The organism is Chondrinema litorale, assembly GCF_026250525.1.
Classification (GTDB): Bacteria; Bacteroidota; Bacteroidia; order Cytophagales; family Flammeovirgaceae; genus Chondrinema; species Chondrinema litorale.
Genome location: NZ_CP111043.1, coordinates 833,301 through 850,360 on the forward strand (window position 1 = coordinate 833,301; position 17,060 = coordinate 850,360).

13 protein-coding genes are annotated in these 17,060 nt (G+C 35.7%); 8 read left to right on the forward strand and 5 right to left on the reverse strand.

Annotated elements, in window-relative coordinates; translation table 11 throughout:
- Window positions 1-31 precede the first annotated feature (31 nt).
- Entirely contained in the window at window positions 32-1,027 is a 996-nt protein-coding gene (locus OQ292_RS03395; RefSeq protein ID WP_284684640.1) for a PhoH family protein, read from the forward strand.
- 73 nt (window positions 1,028-1,100) lie between these two features.
- Here OQ292_RS03395 and OQ292_RS03400 read toward each other — a convergent pair whose 3' ends face one another.
- The 3 genes from OQ292_RS03400 to OQ292_RS03410 all read right to left on the reverse strand — a co-directional run bounded on the left by OQ292_RS03400 (window position 1,101) and on the right by OQ292_RS03410 (window position 6,242).
- Window positions 1,101-1,358, reverse strand: a complete 258-nt coding sequence (locus tag OQ292_RS03400) for a hypothetical protein (RefSeq protein ID WP_284684641.1) — start codon at window positions 1,356-1,358, stop codon at window positions 1,101-1,103.
- A 131-nt stretch (window positions 1,359-1,489) separates the two neighbouring features.
- Entirely contained in the window at window positions 1,490-2,953 is a 1,464-nt protein-coding gene (locus tag OQ292_RS03405; RefSeq protein ID WP_284684642.1) for a sodium/proline symporter, read from the reverse strand.
- An 82-nt stretch (window positions 2,954-3,035) separates the two neighbouring features.
- Window positions 3,036-6,242, reverse strand: coding sequence for a S41 family peptidase (locus tag OQ292_RS03410; protein WP_284684643.1), 3,207 nt, complete (start codon window positions 6,240-6,242; stop codon window positions 3,036-3,038).
- Window positions 6,243-6,392: 150 nt separating this feature from the next.
- Between OQ292_RS03410 and OQ292_RS03415 the strand changes: the two genes are divergently transcribed.
- The 6 genes from OQ292_RS03415 (at window position 6,393) to OQ292_RS03440 (ending at window position 13,267) form a co-directional block, all read left to right on the forward strand.
- The gene (locus OQ292_RS03415) at window positions 6,393-7,175 is read left to right on the forward strand and encodes a J domain-containing protein (protein ID WP_284684644.1); all 783 of its coding nucleotides are present in this window, start codon (window positions 6,393-6,395) and stop codon (window positions 7,173-7,175) included.
- 183 nt (window positions 7,176-7,358) lie between these two features.
- Complete coding sequence (locus OQ292_RS03420; protein WP_431733764.1) at window positions 7,359-9,980, forward strand: valine--tRNA ligase; 2,622 nt, start codon at window positions 7,359-7,361, stop codon at window positions 9,978-9,980.
- 11 nt (window positions 9,981-9,991) lie between these two features.
- Window positions 9,992-10,864: a lipoprotein insertase outer membrane protein LolB1 gene (gene lolB1, locus OQ292_RS03425; RefSeq protein WP_284684646.1), complete on the forward strand. Its 873-nt coding sequence runs from the start codon at window positions 9,992-9,994 to the stop codon at window positions 10,862-10,864.
- The gene (gene eboC, locus OQ292_RS03430; RefSeq protein ID WP_284684647.1) at window positions 10,851-11,768 is read left to right on the forward strand and encodes a UbiA-like protein EboC; all 918 of its coding nucleotides are present in this window, start codon (window positions 10,851-10,853) and stop codon (window positions 11,766-11,768) included. The genes lolB1 and eboC overlap by 14 nt, the downstream gene beginning before the upstream one ends.
- A gap of 687 nt (window positions 11,769-12,455) precedes the next feature.
- The gene (locus tag OQ292_RS03435) at window positions 12,456-12,710 is read left to right on the forward strand and encodes a hypothetical protein (RefSeq protein ID WP_284684648.1); all 255 of its coding nucleotides are present in this window, start codon (window positions 12,456-12,458) and stop codon (window positions 12,708-12,710) included.
- 137 nt (window positions 12,711-12,847) lie between these two features.
- Complete coding sequence (locus OQ292_RS03440; protein ID WP_284684649.1) at window positions 12,848-13,267, forward strand: hypothetical protein; 420 nt, start codon at window positions 12,848-12,850, stop codon at window positions 13,265-13,267.
- A gap of 7 nt (window positions 13,268-13,274) precedes the next feature.
- Here the strand turns inward: OQ292_RS03440 and OQ292_RS03445 are convergent, their stop codons facing one another.
- The gene (locus tag OQ292_RS03445; protein ID WP_284684650.1) at window positions 13,275-13,850 is read right to left on the reverse strand and encodes a flavodoxin family protein; all 576 of its coding nucleotides are present in this window, start codon (window positions 13,848-13,850) and stop codon (window positions 13,275-13,277) included.
- The gene (locus OQ292_RS03450) at window positions 13,847-14,770 is read right to left on the reverse strand and encodes a carbon-nitrogen hydrolase family protein (protein ID WP_284684651.1); all 924 of its coding nucleotides are present in this window, start codon (window positions 14,768-14,770) and stop codon (window positions 13,847-13,849) included. The genes OQ292_RS03445 and OQ292_RS03450 overlap by 4 nt, the downstream gene beginning before the upstream one ends.
- Window positions 14,771-14,867: 97 nt before the next feature.
- On the opposite strand from OQ292_RS03450, the gene OQ292_RS03455 reads away from it, so the two are divergent.
- On the forward strand, window positions 14,868-17,003 hold the full coding sequence (locus OQ292_RS03455) for a S9 family peptidase (protein WP_284684652.1): 2,136 nt from the start codon (window positions 14,868-14,870) through the stop codon (window positions 17,001-17,003).
- Window positions 17,004-17,060: the final 57 nt, after the last annotated feature.

Here is a 17,060-nt window from a genome sequence, read left to right on the forward strand (position 1 = left end):
AAAAGTAGTTTTCCATTAAACAAAAAATCATTTGGTAGAAAAAGTAATTAAATTAGAAAATGTCTCTTTAGTAGATTTCCTCGGAGTAGAGAACACTAATATTAAAGAAATTTCCAATGCTTTTCCCAAAAGCAAAATAATTTCAAGAGGTAACGAGATAAGGATTCAAGGGTCTAGCCCAGAAATATTAAAAATCAACGATACCTTTAATAATCTTCTTGAACACTATAGAAAGTTTGGCAAAGTAACCACAGAAAATGTAGTAAATTACATTGAACGCGATAGCCGCGACATACAGGTTCAATTAAAAGAAGACACTTTAATATATGGCGCTAAAGGTCTAGCTATTAGACCGAAAACCGAAAACCAGAGATTATTGGTAGATAGTGCCAGTAAAGATGATCTTACTTTTGCTGTTGGGCCTGCTGGTACTGGTAAAACTTATATTTCTGTAGCTTTAGCGGTAAAAGCATTAAAAAATAAACAGGTTAAAAAAATCATTATCACTAGACCTGCTGTAGAAGCTGGTGAAAATTTAGGATTCTTACCTGGAGACCTTAAAGAGAAGATAGATCCATATCTAAGGCCAATTTATGATGCTTTATATGATATGATACCGAGTGAAAAGTTAAAATACTATCTCGAAAATGGTATCATAGAAATAGCTCCTTTGGCTTATATGAGGGGTAGAACTTTAAATGGTGCATTCATTTTACTTGATGAAGCGCAGAACACCACGGTTATGCAGATGAAAATGTTCTTAACCAGAATGGGTCCAGAATCAAAAATGATTGTTACTGGAGATAAATCCCAAATTGATTTACCTAGAAATCAAAAATCTGGTTTATTAAATGCACTTACTGTATTACAAGGTATCAACGGCATTAGTATAGTTGAACTAAGCAATAAAGATGTAATTAGACACAGATTGGTTAAAAACATTATTAGTGCTTACAATAAATTTGATGATGCTGAAAAAGTACCAGACAAAAAAGTAAGCAAACAGGAAAGACAACCTGTTTCATAAATTATGATTTACTTATAAAACAAAAAGGCTATCTCTTAAGTGAGATAGCCTTTTATGTTAAATAAATATTGAATTAATATTTTTCTCTTCTTCTAGAAGATGATGGACAATCTGCAGATAAATCTAAAACACTCCATTTTGCAGCATTCGATCTTCTATGATTGTGTGTGTATAATTTCTTTTTGGCTTTACCTGGTATACCAGAAGAACTCAATGGCGCATAACAAGACGAAAGCATTGCTCCTAATAATAAAGGCATTAATAAAGTAATTACTTTTCTACCTCTAATTTTTCTGAAATTTCCTTTTAAAATAGGATTCAAATTACTCATAGCTGGAAGTTTGTATAAATTAGTTCTATAATCGTTAGTTTGTTCGCATAGAAAACGATGATAAAACGTATTATTATTTCCAGTAAAAAAGTTGTGAACCTATTATTAGGAATTATTCACAGTCTAAGATGTTACTTCTTATTAAAGACTATACCAGCAATTAGGGCAAATATAAACGACGGCAATAATTCAGCTACCAATTTGAAGTAAATTCCAATTTCTGGTAAGCTTGTAGCCCAAAACTTAAATATTGGCACACATAAAAACCCTGTAATCATAGAAGCCATCGCTCCTCTCTCCGAGTAGTTTTTCCAGAATAAAGAAAGTATCATAACAGGACAGAATGATGCAGCTAAACCAGACCAACCAAAAATAACAAACCAGAATATAGTTCTTCCTGGCACTAAGAAAGCAACAAGTAAAGCAACCGAAAGCGCGACACCAGCCATAATTAGTGTAACAAACTTAGACATGCCTACCAACTTGGCGTCACTCATATCTGGATGAAATATTTTCTGATAAAAATCTCTTGTAACTGCACTTGAAGCTAAAACCAACAAAGAGTCTACTGTAGACATAATTGCGGCCAAAACTGCTGCTATATAAAGCCCATGAAAAAACGGTAGAGCAAAATCTGAAAGCTTTATAAGTACATCTTGGCCTCCATTTCCTAATACACTGGTTAAGTCCTCGCCAGGCTCTGTAAGAAGTACTCTACCTAAAATACCAATACTAACGGCAGCAATATTCATTACTAATTGCAATATTACCGATACCCATTTCCCCTTTTTAATTTCTGACTCATCTTTAATAGATAAGAAGCGAACAAAAAGTTGTGGTGAACCCAAATAACCCAAACCAATCATTACAAAACCAACAATTCTAGCTACGTTTTCTCCTGTTAAGCCTCCTTTGCCCCAAGGATTTAGCAATGAGGGATCGATGGCTGCCATCGTTTCAGTGATCTCTCCAAACCCACCAATAGTTGAAATTGCTGCAATAGGCAATGCCACCAAACCAAATAACATAATACTACCCTGAAAAACATCTGACCAAGCAACTGCCACAAATCCTCCAGAAAAAGTATATAATACCACTATTATAAAACCAGCCAAAGCTCCAGTATAATAATCCCAACCCATAAATGTTTCGAAAGCTGTTCCTGTGGCATCAATCTGAGAACTCACATAAATCACTACAAATACCGAAAGTATTGTAGCCGCCATACCTCTAAAAAAACTTCCTTTAGAATTAAATCGAGAAACTAAAAAATCTGGAATGGTGATAGAATCATATTGATCGGCTAAGCGCTTAAACTTAGATGCCATAAAAAACCAAGAGACAACAACTCCCCCAGTTGTACCCAAAGCTACCCAATAGGCACTTATACCATAAACAGCACCCATACCAGTTAAACCTAATAGCACCCAAGCAGATGCTCCTGTCGCTCTTGACGAAAATGCAACTACCCAATAACCCAACTTTTTCCCTCCCACAAAGTAATCGCTAATGTTGTTAATTTTGCCTGATGCAAGCTTGCCAATGAGAAACAATCCTGCAAAATAGCAGATTAGAATGATGTATTTTGTTAGCATAGTCCGTGTTTTATTCAAAAAACCGAAAATAAAAAAGGTCGAGGTAATTCCCCGACCTTCTCTCTATTATTTTAAATACAGATTATAAATCTCCTAAAAGTGTATCTACTGCTTTTTGTAACTGCTCATCTACATTTTTAGCTCTGCTATCTGGAGCATTATCAATTATAATATCTGGAGTAGCCGGAATATTTTCCATACTCTTCTCTGTAGCATAAACATACCATGCTCTATATGGCAAACGAACGTAAGAACCGTCAATCAACCTTTGACCTCCAGTGGAAATTACAGCTCCAAATGTTGGGATACCAACCAGTTTACCAATGCCTAAAGTTTTATAAGCATGAGAGAAAATCTCTGCATTAGAATAACTATTTTGGTTACACAATGCAATTGAAGGTTTTGTCCAAGCTGCCAAAGGCAATCTTTCTCCATAAGGATAATAAGACTTAAATTTCTTGTGCTCTGCGTCCAAATGCTCAGCAGCACCTCTTGGAATAGTGTAAGCATGTTGTTTCACATTCAATACAGCCATTAAGTAATCGGTTGTCCAGCCACCACCATTGTAGCGAACATCAATTACGATTCCTTCTTTACCTAAACCAGCAGCGGTTAATTCTCTTTCAAACTGCTCGAAACTAGTCCAGTTCATTCCTCGAATGTGGATATAACCTAATTTACCATTTGAGTACTTTTCTGTAAGCTTTTGGCGATCTTTCACCCATTCTTCATACAATGCGGTACTAATTGAAGAAGCTGGTCTAATTACCACTTCCTTATTACCACTAAGAGTTAATAGCACTCTTTCATTTGCTGTGTTGATAAATGGCAAATAGAAGTTTTCTGTTGAAGAAACAGCTTCGCCATTTACTGCTGTAATTACATCTCCAACATTTAATTTACTTTTAGTTCTATCTGCAGGTGTGTTAGGTACAACTCTAACTACTTCAATCCCATTTTTTGTTGGTTTAATTTCAACGCCTAATAATCCTGTTCTTTCTCTTTGAGTTTCAGCTCTGTCTGAACCATACAAGCCCATGTGGCTGGCATTTAACTGGCCCAACATCGTATTAAAGATATCTGCAAAGTCTCTTTCAGTTGAAGCTTCTAGCGCCCAAACTTTATATTTCTTTTTTAAAGCATCGAAATCTTGACCATGAAAATCTGGATCGTAGAAACCTGCATCAAGTGTACGCCAAGCTTCTTCGAATATCTGGTTTCTTTCTTCTGGAAAGTTAATTGACATTTTAGCAGTAAAAGGTAATCCTTCTTGTTTGCCTTTATCTGCTTCGAAAGTAGCTATACTACCACCAGATTTTATAGCATATAACTTTTTACCACTATTTCCCAATTGCAATGCATAAGGATTAGTGTCTTTCGAAGTAAGTCTGTCCATTTCAGAACCATCCCATTTAATTTTATGTAGGTCGCTTTCTGCTTCAAAAGTTTGTCTACCACTTCTATTATTTACAAAGTAAAAGAATTCACCATCTTTAGAGATCACCATATTCGCTTCGTTACCCGGCATAGAAGTAACTTGCTGCAAACGATAATGAATGTCTTCGAAATCTATCTGAATTGGCTCAACTGTGTCTTCTTTCTTATCATCACCTTTCTTCTTATCTTTGTCTTTGTCATCTTCATCTGAAAATTCTTCCCAATCTTGTTTGGTTTTTTCCCAGTCTTCTTTCTTTAACCAAGCAAACCAAACATCTATATCACCATTATTTCTTGCAGAAAGGAAACCTAATTTAGAACCATCTGCACTCCAATATGGATTACCATCTGACTTTGGATGCATACTAATATTTACTGGCTCAGATTTACCATTTGCTTCATGGATATAAACCTCTTCGTTAAACTCAAGATCTTCTAAAGAATAAGCCAACCAACGAGAATCAGGACTCCAACTTACGCCACCAGGTGTTGACCAACCATCTTGTATAGTAACGGTATTAGATAAAGTACCATCAGTAGAGATATCAGCGGTATATAAAGCACCTCTCCCCTTTCTGTAAGCGATTTTCTTTTCGTCTGGCGATATTACAGGGTTACTCTCATCTTCTGGCGTATTGGTCAGTCTTTTTACCTCATGTTTTAGACTTTTGAAAATATTTGTTTCTTCCGGATCGCTAGATTTTACCATGTATAAATCATACTGACCTTCTCTGTCTGACACAAATAGTAAAGTAGAGTCGTTTAACCAAGTAACATCTTGGTCTCTGTAAGGACTTTTTGTAACTCTTACTGTTCTGCTTTTCTCTTTATCATTCTCTCCTACAAAAATTTCCCCTCTAACTACTACTGCAAAATATTTTTCACTAGGAGAAACAGTAAATTCAGATGCATCCCTAGTAAAAGTTTTATGTACTACCGGATCAAATCTGTAATCGGCACTTACATTTACTTTAATTGGAGTGATAGACATATCAGCCAGTTTTAAGCTAAAAATTCCATCTTGTCTTTCAAAAACGATAGTTGAGCCATCTTCACTCACATCAAAATGTCTTATACCATCATTAGTAAAGTTAGTAACAACATCAGCTCCACCGTCTGCACTTCCATCTGCTGTAACTTTTTGCTTTAATATATTGTATTTGCCATTTGCAGCACTCAATATATATAAGGTATTATCATCTCCCCACTCAGCTTTTACATCCTGACCTTCGAAAGTAGTTAGCTGCGTATATTTACTTGTACCTGTATTGTAAATCCAGGTATCTCTGTTTGCTGGGCCTGTGTAAGCTTCTCTTTCAATTCTACATGAGCCCATTACCATAGCGATTAATTTGCCATTTGGAGACGGTGCTGCTTGAAAACCTACTGCATCTATTATTCTATAAGGTGTACCTCCATTAACAGAAACTACATGAATTTCCCTTTCTCTCTCAATTTGAACAAAGTTTCTACGGGTTTCAAAAAGAATTTCATCATTTCCTCTCCATGCAGTTGGCTGGTCGCCAGAAGAATGATAAGTTAATCTCATTGGTAATCCGCCCTCTGCCTCAACTATATAAATGTCATCATTACCAAATCGATCGCTACTAAAGGCAATCTTAGAACCATCTGGACTCCAAATTGGCGATGCGTCATAAGCTTCGTGGATAGTAAGTCTTTTTGGCTGGCTACCATCTATATTTGCAGTCCAGATATCTCCTTGGTAGCTAAATGCTATTTTGGAACCATCTGGATTTAGTGCTGGAAAACGGATTAGTGGATTGTCTTGTGCATAAGCTTGCTGAAAGAACATGAGCAAAACACATGTTTTAAGTATTTGCTTTAGATACATTGTGTGTGATTGTTTAATATAAAAATTAGTATTTGATTTAAGCTCCGTAATTTTATCTCGTAAATATACAGAATAGAATTTTCTGTTAAATTTTATTGATAAAATAGCCAGCCTGTTAATTCTTAATATGTGATTTTTTAATTTTGCAGAATGGATAAATCAAATACCATATTTGAAGATAAACGGGACTCTGAAAACGAAGCCTTTGAAGAAAGAATCGTAAACCCTGAAGGCAACGGTATGGAACACCATACTTTTGTTGCCGCTTGCGAAACACCAGAAGAGAAAGTGTTTTGGGTTATTGCTCACGATCACAAACGTAGGCCTCACATTTTTGGGACGTCTAACAATTTTAAGGACGCAGAAAAAGCAGTACTTGAAACGTTAGACAATACTCGCGCTACTTGCAGAAGTTTTCAATTTGCTTTAGAAGAATATCTGGAGCAAAAAATTGAAGAAGCTTCTAAAATGGGTGATGAGATGAACTTTGCCCAAACTTCCAGACTGGAATTTGTATACGAAAAATACGGACCATGCAAATACCAGATCAAGAAGAAATCTAGTGCAGAGATTGAAGTGTATGGCACACGTTATCATGAGAAATTTAAACCTGATACAAGCACACCAGTTTTTAAACTCAACAAAAGAGAACTGGATAACAAAGGTGAAACCAAAGCAAGAGGTCAAATTTTTTGTACCGAATTAAGAAAAGCTCAGGTAGACAAATTCAGAAAGGCTCCAAGTTACCTGCAAATTTTTGGGCTAGACTGGACAGCCGAGATCGACGATGTAAAGTACTGGTATCGTAAACTCAGTAAAGAATATCATCCAGATCGCGGTGGATCAGTAAAAAAATTCAGAGAGTTAACAGAGAGTTACGAGAAAGCAGTAAAATACATTCACGCTCGAAACGAAAGAGATGGATTTATATAAGCCACACTCTCAAACCTGAATTTTGTAAAATATTCAATTCCTTTTTGGTATAAATCTGTTTATTACATTTTATCTGTAATTAAGCTGTTTAGCTGGCAGGTTTTATACTACCCAAAAGGAATTTCTTTAACTTAGTATCTAATTTAAGTAAAGCCTTTTATTTTTGCTGTTTAAGCAATAAAAATCGAGATGAACAAGACATATAATCCCCTTGAAGTAGAAGATAAATGGTATCAATACTGGATGGATAAGAAGTACTTTGCTTCAAAACCAAACCCAGACAAAGAGCCATATACCATTGTAATACCTCCGCCAAACGTAACAGGAGTCTTGCACATGGGCCATATGCTCAACAATACCATTCAGGATGTATTGATAAGAAGAGCAAGAATGCAGGGAAAAGAAGCCTGTTGGGTTCCGGGAACAGACCATGCTTCTATTGCTACAGAAGCAAAAGTGGTGAAGATGCTCGCAGAGATGGGGATTAGCAAAAAAGACCTCACTCGTGAAGAGTTCTTGAATTACGCTTGGGAATGGAAAGAAAAATATGGTGGAATAATACTAGAACAGCTCAAGAAACTAGGTGCTTCTTGTGACTGGGACCGTACACGTTTCACTATGGAAGAAGAGCTTTCTAAAGCTGTAATTAAGGTTTTTGTTGACTTATACAAAAAAGGCTACATCTATCGTGGGGCTCGTATGGTTAACTGGGACCCACAAGGAAAAACTGCGCTTTCAGACGAAGAAGTAATTCACAAAGAGGTACAGTCTAAACTGTATTATGTGAAATATAAAATTAAAGATACAGATGAGTGGCTAACTATTGCTACTACTCGTCCAGAAACAATTCTTGGTGATACGGCTGTTTGTGTTAACCCAAACGACGATAGATACAAGCATTTAGTAGGTAAACAGGTAATCGTACCTATTGCCGAAAGAGCTGTAAATATTATTGCAGATGAGTATGTTGATATGGAGTTTGGTACTGGTTGCTTAAAAATTACTCCAGCACACGATATAAATGACTACGAAATCGGGTTAAAACACAATCTGGAAACCATCGATACCTTAAATGACGACGGTACACTTTCAGAAGCTGCTGGCCACTACATTGGTGAAGACAGATTTGTTGTAAGAAAGAAAATTGCCAAAGAGCTTGAGGAGAAAGGACAGATTGAAAAAATTGATGAAATCACTAATAATGTTGGTTTCTCAGAAAGAACTGATGCTGTAATTGAGCCAAGAATTTCTACTCAGTGGTTTATTAAGATGAAAGAAATTTCGAAACCAGCTTACGAGAATGTAATGAACGATAACATTCAGTTGGTTCCACCGAAATTCAAAAATACTTATCGCCACTGGATGGAGAATGTAAAAGACTGGTGTATTTCTAGACAGCTATGGTGGGGACACCAAATTCCAGCTTTCTACTTGCCAGATGGCAGTTATGTAGTTGCTGAAACTGCCGAGGAAGCATTAGAATTGGCGAAAGAAAAACAAGCTGATATTACAGCAGATCAGTTGGTACAAGACGAAGACGTACTAGATACTTGGGCATCGTCTTGGTTGTGGCCAATTTCTGTTTTTGATGGTATTACCAAACCCGATAATGAGGATATTAACTACTACTATCCAACAAACGATTTGGTAACAGCACCAGAGATTTTATTCTTCTGGGTTGCCAGAATGATTATCGCTGGGTACGAGTATCGCGGCGAGATGCCATTTAAAAATGTTTATCTTACTGGTATTGTAAGAGATAAGCAACGCAGAAAAATGTCGAAGCAATTGGGTAACTCACCTGATCCACTCGATTTAATTAAGCAATATGGTGCCGATGGTATTAGAACAGGTATGTTGTTCTCATCTCCGGCTGGTAACGATTTGTTGTTTGATGAAAAACTTTGTCAGCAAGGAAGTCAATTTCTAAATAAAATATGGAATGCTTTAAGATTAGTAAAAGGCTGGGAAGTTAAAGATGAAGATGCTTCAGAGGCAAATAAAAAATCAATCGAATGGTTTGAGGCCAGATTTAATCAGGTTTTAGCAGAGATTGAAGATCATTACAGCAAATTCAGAATATCTGATGCCTTAATGGGTATTTACAAATTGTTCTGGAATGACTTCTGTGATTGGTATTTGGAGATGATAAAACCTGCGTACCAACAACCTGTTGACAAAGTTACACTAGAAGCTACACTTGCTTTCTTTGAGAAGTTAATGAAAGTGTTGCATCCATTTATGCCATTTATCTCAGAAGAACTATGGCACATAATTAAAGAAAGAGATGCAGATGATTGCCTAATTGTAGCTGCTTATCCAGAAGTTGTTGCTTATGACAAGCAAATTCTAGCAGAAGCAAATGCCGTTTTTGAAGCAGTTACTAAGATTAGAAGTATAAGAAGCGAAAAACAAATTGCGAAACATGCTCCACTTGAGTTGTTTATTAAAACAGCCGAGCCAAAAATTTACAATGAGTTTGGTGATGTATTAATAAAACTAGGCAGTCTGTCTCAGATTAATTTTACTGAAAATGTAGTAGAAGATGCCGCAAGTTTTGTTTATAAAGCAGATGAGTTTTATATTCCACTTGCAGATCAAATCGATCCAGAACAAGAAAGGGAAAAACTGCAAAAAGAACTGGAATACACCGAAGGGTTGTTGAAAATTGTTGATAAAAAGCTTAGTAACGAGCGATTTGTAAACAATGCACCAGAAGCGGTAGTTGGAAAAGAAAAACAAAAGAAGGCAGATGCTGAGAGTAAAATTACTTCTATAAAAGCGGCTCTTGCCAAACTTAATTGATACTATTTAACATGAAGCCGAACAATTTTACAGTTAAAATGCTTTCTAAAATGAGAACTTCAGGTATTTACCTGAAGTTTTCTTCACTTTCAAGAAAAGGGAATTTCAGCAACTTGCTTACACTTTCCTTTTTAGCACTCATTGTTGTATTTAGTTCCTGCCAGAGAAAAACTACTACTACTAGTTCAAGCATTTCGCGTAAGGCAAAAGCAAAAGAAGTTGACTATGAGTTTTTCCAAGCAAGAGGCCGAGTAACATATGAAAATGGAGACAATAGAGAGCGTTTTGTTGTAGATATTCGCATGCAAAAAGATAGTCTTATATGGCTGTCCCTTAGATCTGGAACAGGTATAGAAGGTGCAAGAGCTTTAATAAAAAATGACTCAATCTTTTTTATTAATAGACTAGACAAGCAGTACATGATGTATAGCTTTGATGAACTAGACGGAAAAGTAAACTTCCCATTTAGCTTAAAGATGCTACAAGCTATTATTGTTGGTAATCCTGTAGTGTTCGAAGGAGGTACTGCATTAGTAGATAAAGTTGATAACTACAAAGTACTTTCTCAGTTGCTAGATAATATTAAGGTTCAGTTCTGGGTGAGTAGAAACTCTTCAAAACTTGAAAAAATAACTGTTGAAGACATCAACAGCCGCAATGAATTAAACATTAATTATACCGATTTCCAAAGAGTTGACCGCACTGATTTGCCTTTCGAAATTAATTCTGTAATGTCTTATTATGATGAGACAGGTGTAAAAGACGCCAATATCGAATTAAAATACAGCAAAGCAGAAATGCCACAGGAACAGCTCAAATTCCCTTTTAAGATTTTACCAAGACACAAAAGGGTTTATATCAAATTTGATAATGACCAAGAATAACTTAAAAATAAGCCTGGTCGCATATTTACAACTCATGCGACCGGCCAATATAATTACTGCTATAGCAGACATACTCGCAGGATGTGCCATAGCAATTTCTTTTAAACACCAATCTGATAGTCTTGCCCTTATTCCACCCGAAATAATTTGGTTAGTTTTATCCACTATTGGTTTGTATGGTGGCGGTGTGGTTTTTAACGATGTATTTGATGCTAAATTAGATGCCATTGAACGCCCCGAAAGAGCCATTCCTAGCGGTAGAGCCAGTAAAAGTGGGGCTTCTTTATTAGGCTTTGTATTGCTTGCCTTTGGTATTTTAACCGCTTGGCAGGTTTCAGAAATGTCTGCAATTCTTGCTTTATTTGTAGCAGTACTTGCTCTAGCCTACGATTTCTGGGGAAAGCACCAAAATATGTTTGGCCCAATTAATATGGGTGTTTGCCGCGGTGGTAACCTTCTTCTAGGAGTTAGTATCGTGCCAGCAGCGCTCGACTACTTTTTCCCGCTGGCTATTATTCCTATCATATATATAGCAGCGGTAACCATGGTGAGCCGTGGAGAAGTAAATGGAGGAAACAAAATCGCGATAATCACAGGGGCATTATTTTATTTGATAGTTTTATCATTACTTGGTGGAGCTGGATATTTATATCAGAACTATTTTGCATTTCAAGCTTTACCTTTCATATTACTATTTGCTTATTTGGTTTATCCACCTTTAATAAAGGCATTTAAAACCTTACAACCTCAACATGTAGGAAAGGCTGTTAAAGCTGGTGTATTAGCACTTATTGTTTTAGACTCAGCCCTTGCAGCAGGTTTTTTTAATCTTTACTATGCTTTAGGAGTGCTACTTTTATTACCTATATCCATATTTATAGCTAAACTTTTTGCCGTAACTTAAGAATTGCATTTTTTTGCTTTCCAAAAAGAATAGTGATCTCTATTCAGGAGTCAATGTATACCATGTTATAATTCCTTTAAGTGAATTCCACTTTATGTTACTGGTATGCACTTTAAACTTTTGCGCGCAAAATAAATATTTATTTCTTCCTATTAAGTAGCCTCTCTAGCCATAGGAAACACTGTTTTAGTACCTCTGTAGCAATAATGTATAGAGGTATACTAATAAATAGTAAAAAAGCCAAAAGTAAGATATTAGCTATTAAGTCCATTTTAATTTTTCAGGCTAGCTGGTTAAAATGAATTAGTGGATTAAATAAAAAATTCTTTTTTTTTATTCTGACACCTTAAAATCTTACATATTTAAATAAGTAGATATATCACTGGAGAGATGAAAACAGCCTGAAATCAGGTACTACTAATTATATATATCTTGCATTTAATATTACTTCTCGTATTTATCAGGTTTTCCCTACTTTAAATCTATTTTTCGGACAAATTAGTTTTTTTAGTCGATAAAAAGTTAATTTATTAGAAAAACCTTACATCAAATATCCCTAAAAAAAAATCTTTTGAATAATTTTTTAGAGTTTAAATATCATTAACAACGAAATTATTATATTTATGAAACTTAGTGATAACTTACATCCGTATTTAAGTTAAAAAGATAAATTAAAGCTATATTGCTATGCTAACTTTTCAAAAATTCAGTAATCTTTCCACGGAAAATAAACTAAAGTACTTATCAGAAAACGGTGTGCTTTTGTGTAGCAGAACGTATGCTAAAACTAAAGTATCATTATACGCAGTGGGCAGATTTTACGCGGAAGTATGGTTTAACAGAAACACAGACGATATTAGTAATGTATTACCATTTACTACTACTAAATGCCTTAAAGTATATCTTGATATGATAGATATTTCTGATGTATACGCTAACTAATTATAATAACAAACAACAAACTTCAGGCTCGCCTCTCTTTTTAATAAATAGTCGAGACAGTTCTGGTCTTAATTCTCAGTCTTTGGGAATTTAAATTTTTTCAACTTTTCTCCCCCCTTTTTTACCTACACCCAAACATGAACGTCTCTTCAAAGCAGTTGATCTTGATCACTGTTTTTGCCAATGCTTTTATTATAATAGCACTTGGTCATGGAGTTATCGTATTAGGAATTGCAGAAATCTACTTTACATTTCAAGCAATTATAGATCTGCTTTTTGGGAAATATGTTGAAAATTTTCTGTTATGGTTAGCTAGTGTTATAGGTCTTTTAGGACAAATAAGCTTGCTTACTGGTTTATGCTGGAATAAAAACATGTTCCAATTTAAGAAATCATTAAAGCTTTTAGGAGTTGGATTATTACTCTTATCATTCGGGGTTTTATACACATTCCTATTAAACTACAGCGACACCTCCACTTTAACCCTTTTCTCTGGAATAACTTTTCTAATAGCTTCGATCGCTTTGGTTATTCATACTATATTGAATAAAGCCTGAGCCTAAATCAATCAATTTTCAATACCAACTCTGCAATTCTTTTTCCTAATTTCTCTCCTTTCTGTAAGTATAAACTTTCATATTCTTCATTATCAAAAGGAGCTTCTGAACTAAATGAAGATGCACCAAATGGTTGTGTCCACTCGGGGCCACCAGCTACTAGCATCCCAAAGATCATCATAGAATGTAGTATGTTTAGTTGCACCAATTCTTCTCCTGCCGAAGTTCCACCAGAAGTTACAAAAGCGGCTCCCAACTTATCTTTTAAAGGTTCATTTTCAAATGGCCATGAGTTGATAAAAGCTTGCATTTCGGGAGCTACATTGGCATTATAAACCGGACTACCTAAAATAATCGCATCAGCATTTAATAGTAATTCTGTGCTCACACTATCAATTGGTTTTATCAACACCTCTACTCCTTCAACTTCGCTAGCTCCTTTATAAACCGATTGTGCCATTTTAGCAGTGTGCCCATCTTTACTGTAATAAGCGATTAATACAGTTTTGCTTTGCCCAAATGCCATGCTCGCTAAATTGAACAACAAGAGTATAGAGATACTTATTCTGGTTAAAAAAATCATTCAGCAGGTTTTGTGTAGGAAAATTTAAAAACATCTGGTCGGTGATAATGCCCTGTTACATCAAAATCCATTTTGGCTTTAGTGCATTCATCCAAATCAATTTCTGTGAGAATAATTTTCTCCTCATTATACACTGGCTCTACCAAAACCTTTCCCAGTGGATGATAAATACTACTTCCACCTTTACACATAATTTCTGGTTGATTACTTAGCTCCACCAAATACTCAGTCGGGTACATGTCTTTCTTCACAAACTGATTACAACCTAATACAAAATACCTCCCCTCGCAGGCTATGTGTTGCATAGTTGCCTGCCATGTTTCTCTCGCATCGGCAGTTGGAGCGATGTAAACCTGCACACCTTGCTGGTAAAGTGCCATTCTTGATAAAGGCATATAATTCTCCCAACAGATAAGCCCGCCAATTTTGCCTAATTCAGTATCGTATACCTTTAAAGAACTGCCATCTCCCTCACCCCAAATAATTCTTTCTGCTCCGGTAGGTTTCAATTTTCTATGTACTCCCAACAATTTGCCACTAGCATCTATAAAAACCATAGAGCAATACAAAGTACCTCCACTTTGCATATCTTTTTCAGTTATGCCGACCACTAAAAAAATGCCTAGCTCTTTGGCTGCTTCTTGCAGTAAATGCATCTCATCACCATATGCATCTATAGAATTTTCAAAATAGCGCAACCATACATATCTGCCACTTTCTGTTCGACTACCTACTACTGTTCCAAAAGAAAGACCTCGCGGATAGGCTGGAATAAAAGACTCTGGAAACACCACCAGAGAAGCTCCTTGTGCCGCAGCCTCTTTACTTAGCTTAATTATTTTTTGCACACAAGCATCTTTATTAAATAACACTGGAGCCGCCTGCACTACCGCAGCTTTGTATTTTTTCTTAATTTTCAAGGGAATAAAGGATTAAGATTATCTTTGCCGTTGGCAAATTATTAAATACAACAAATTAATTACAATGAAGCCTATATTTTGTTTGATATTATTATTAATGACACAATCAGCTATATCACAGAAAAGAATTACGATAGACGATGTTTTTGGGAAGAATACATTTTCTCCTAAAAGAGTAAGTGGTGTTAACTGGATGAATGATGGAAAATACTACTCCGCTATTAATGACAACAATGTTGTAAAAGTAGATGTAACTACTGGGCAAGCTGTTGAAACCATTTTCGATGGAGATTTACTCCCATCTGGAACTAGATTAAGTGCTTACCAATTAAGTGCAGACGAAAAGAAAATTCTGATTCTCACCCAAAGAGAAATGATTTACAGAAGGTCTTTTACTGCAGACTATACAGTATTTGATCTCGAAACTAAAAAGATTAGTCCACTCTCAGAAGGTGGAAAACAATCTTATGCTACCTTCTCTCCAGATGGAACCAAAGTAGCTTTCGTAAGAGAAAACAACCTTTTCTATGTAAATCTAGATGATATGTCTGAAGTTCAAGTAACTGATGACGGCAAGTTTAACCACATTATTAATGGTAGTACCGACTGGGTTTACGAAGAAGAATTTGGCTTTGTAAAGGCTTTTTTCTGGTCGCCAGACAGTAAAAAGATTGCCTACTATAAGTTTGACGAAAGCGAAGTTCCTGAGTACAATATGCAACTTTGGAATCATGGCGCTTTATATCCGCAAGACTATCGCTTTAAATATCCAAAAGCTGGTGAGAAAAACTCTACCATTGCCATTAAAATTTATCATTTAAATAACAAGCAAATTGTAGATGTGCCTTTGGGTAGCGAAACTGATATATACATTCCAAGAGTAATGTGGACGAAGAATCCAGATTTACTTTCAGTAAGAAGAATGAATAGACTACAAAACCAAATCGAGATTTTGCATGCTGATGCTAAATCTGGTAAAAGTGAAGTAGTATATACTGAAAAAAGTGATACTTACATCGACATCAATTACTGTAATGATCTTACTTATTTGAGCGATGGAGAGCACTTTGTAAGAACCAGTGAAAAAGATGGTTATAAGCATATTTATGTACATAATATGGATGGCTCTGAGGCTTTGCAATTGACTAAAGGCGAATGGGAAGTAACCAAACTAGTTGGTATTAGCGATGGAAAAAAACCAATAGCTTACTATATTTCTACAGAAGTTTCTCCTCTTGAAAGACACCTTTATCGCATCGATTTAAAAGGAAAGAAAAAGGAAAAACTTTCTGCAAAATCAGGTATGTACTCAGTAGATATGAGCCCTGATTTCCAATACTTTATCGAAACTTACAATGCTGTTGATGCTCCGGGCACTTACACTTTGTATAAAGCGCCTAAAAACGAATCGATCAAAGTATTAGAAGATAACAGCGAGTTAAAAAGTACTCTCGAAGAATACGATATTGTTACTAAAGAATTTTTTACAATTAGCTTGGATAATGATGTTGAGTTAAATGCTTATATGCTAAAACCAACTGATTTCGATTCAACAAAACAATATCCTTTACTTGTTTACCAATACAGTGGCCCGGGTTCGCAAAATGTGAGCAAAGGCTGGTCTGGTGGACATTTCTTTATGCATCAGTATTTGGTTCAGCAAGGTTACATTGTGGCAGTAGTAGACCCAAGAGGAACAGGTTTTAAAGGCAAAGCTTTTAAACATATCACTTACAAACAATTAGGTAAATACGAAACAGAAGACCAGATTGCAGCCGCTAAATACATGAGTAGTTTAGATTATATAGATGCTAGTAGAATTGGTATTTGGGGATGGAGTTACGGTGGTTATATGTCGTCTCTTTGTATTATGAAAGGAGCTGATGTATTTAAAACTGCTGTTGCAATGGCTCCAGTTACTACTTGGCGTTTTTACGATTCAATCTATACAGAAAGATATTTACAGAGACCTCAAGACAATGCTTCTGGTTATGATGACAACTCGCCAATTAACCATGTAGATAAGTTAAAAGGGAACTTCTTGCTTGTACATGGCACTGGTGATGACAATGTGCATTTCCAAAACTCTGTTGCTTTGCAAGATGCGCTTATTCAATCAGGCAAGCAGTTTAGCTCTTTCTATTATCCAGATAAAAACCATGGATTAAGAGGAGGAAATGACAGAGGGCATTTCTACCAGTTGTTTGCAAATTATATTATGAATAACCTATAAAAGTAAAAAGCCTTCTGATTACTCAGAGGGCTTTTTTATTCTTATCAAATTCATTCA

Coding starts and splice junctions, on each gene's coding strand:
- OQ292_RS03400 (WP_284684641.1), bottom strand. CDS start 1,358: ATGAGTAATTTGAATCCTATTTTAAAAGGAAATTTCAGAAAAATTAGA.
- OQ292_RS03405 (WP_284684642.1), bottom strand. CDS start 2,953: ATGCTAACAAAATACATCATTCTAATCTGCTATTTTGCAGGATTGTTT.
- OQ292_RS03410 (WP_284684643.1), bottom strand. CDS start 6,242: ATGTATCTAAAGCAAATACTTAAAACATGTGTTTTGCTCATGTTCTTT.
- OQ292_RS03415 (WP_284684644.1), top strand. CDS start 6,393: ATGGATAAATCAAATACCATATTTGAAGATAAACGGGACTCTGAAAAC.
- lolB1 (WP_284684646.1), top strand. CDS start 9,992: ATGAAGCCGAACAATTTTACAGTTAAAATGCTTTCTAAAATGAGAACT.
- eboC (WP_284684647.1), top strand. CDS start 10,851: ATGACCAAGAATAACTTAAAAATAAGCCTGGTCGCATATTTACAACTC.
- OQ292_RS03435 (WP_284684648.1), top strand. CDS start 12,456: ATGCTAACTTTTCAAAAATTCAGTAATCTTTCCACGGAAAATAAACTA.
- OQ292_RS03440 (WP_284684649.1), top strand. CDS start 12,848: ATGAACGTCTCTTCAAAGCAGTTGATCTTGATCACTGTTTTTGCCAAT.
- OQ292_RS03445 (WP_284684650.1), bottom strand. CDS start 13,850: ATGATTTTTTTAACCAGAATAAGTATCTCTATACTCTTGTTGTTCAAT.
- OQ292_RS03455 (WP_284684652.1), top strand. CDS start 14,868: ATGACACAATCAGCTATATCACAGAAAAGAATTACGATAGACGATGTT.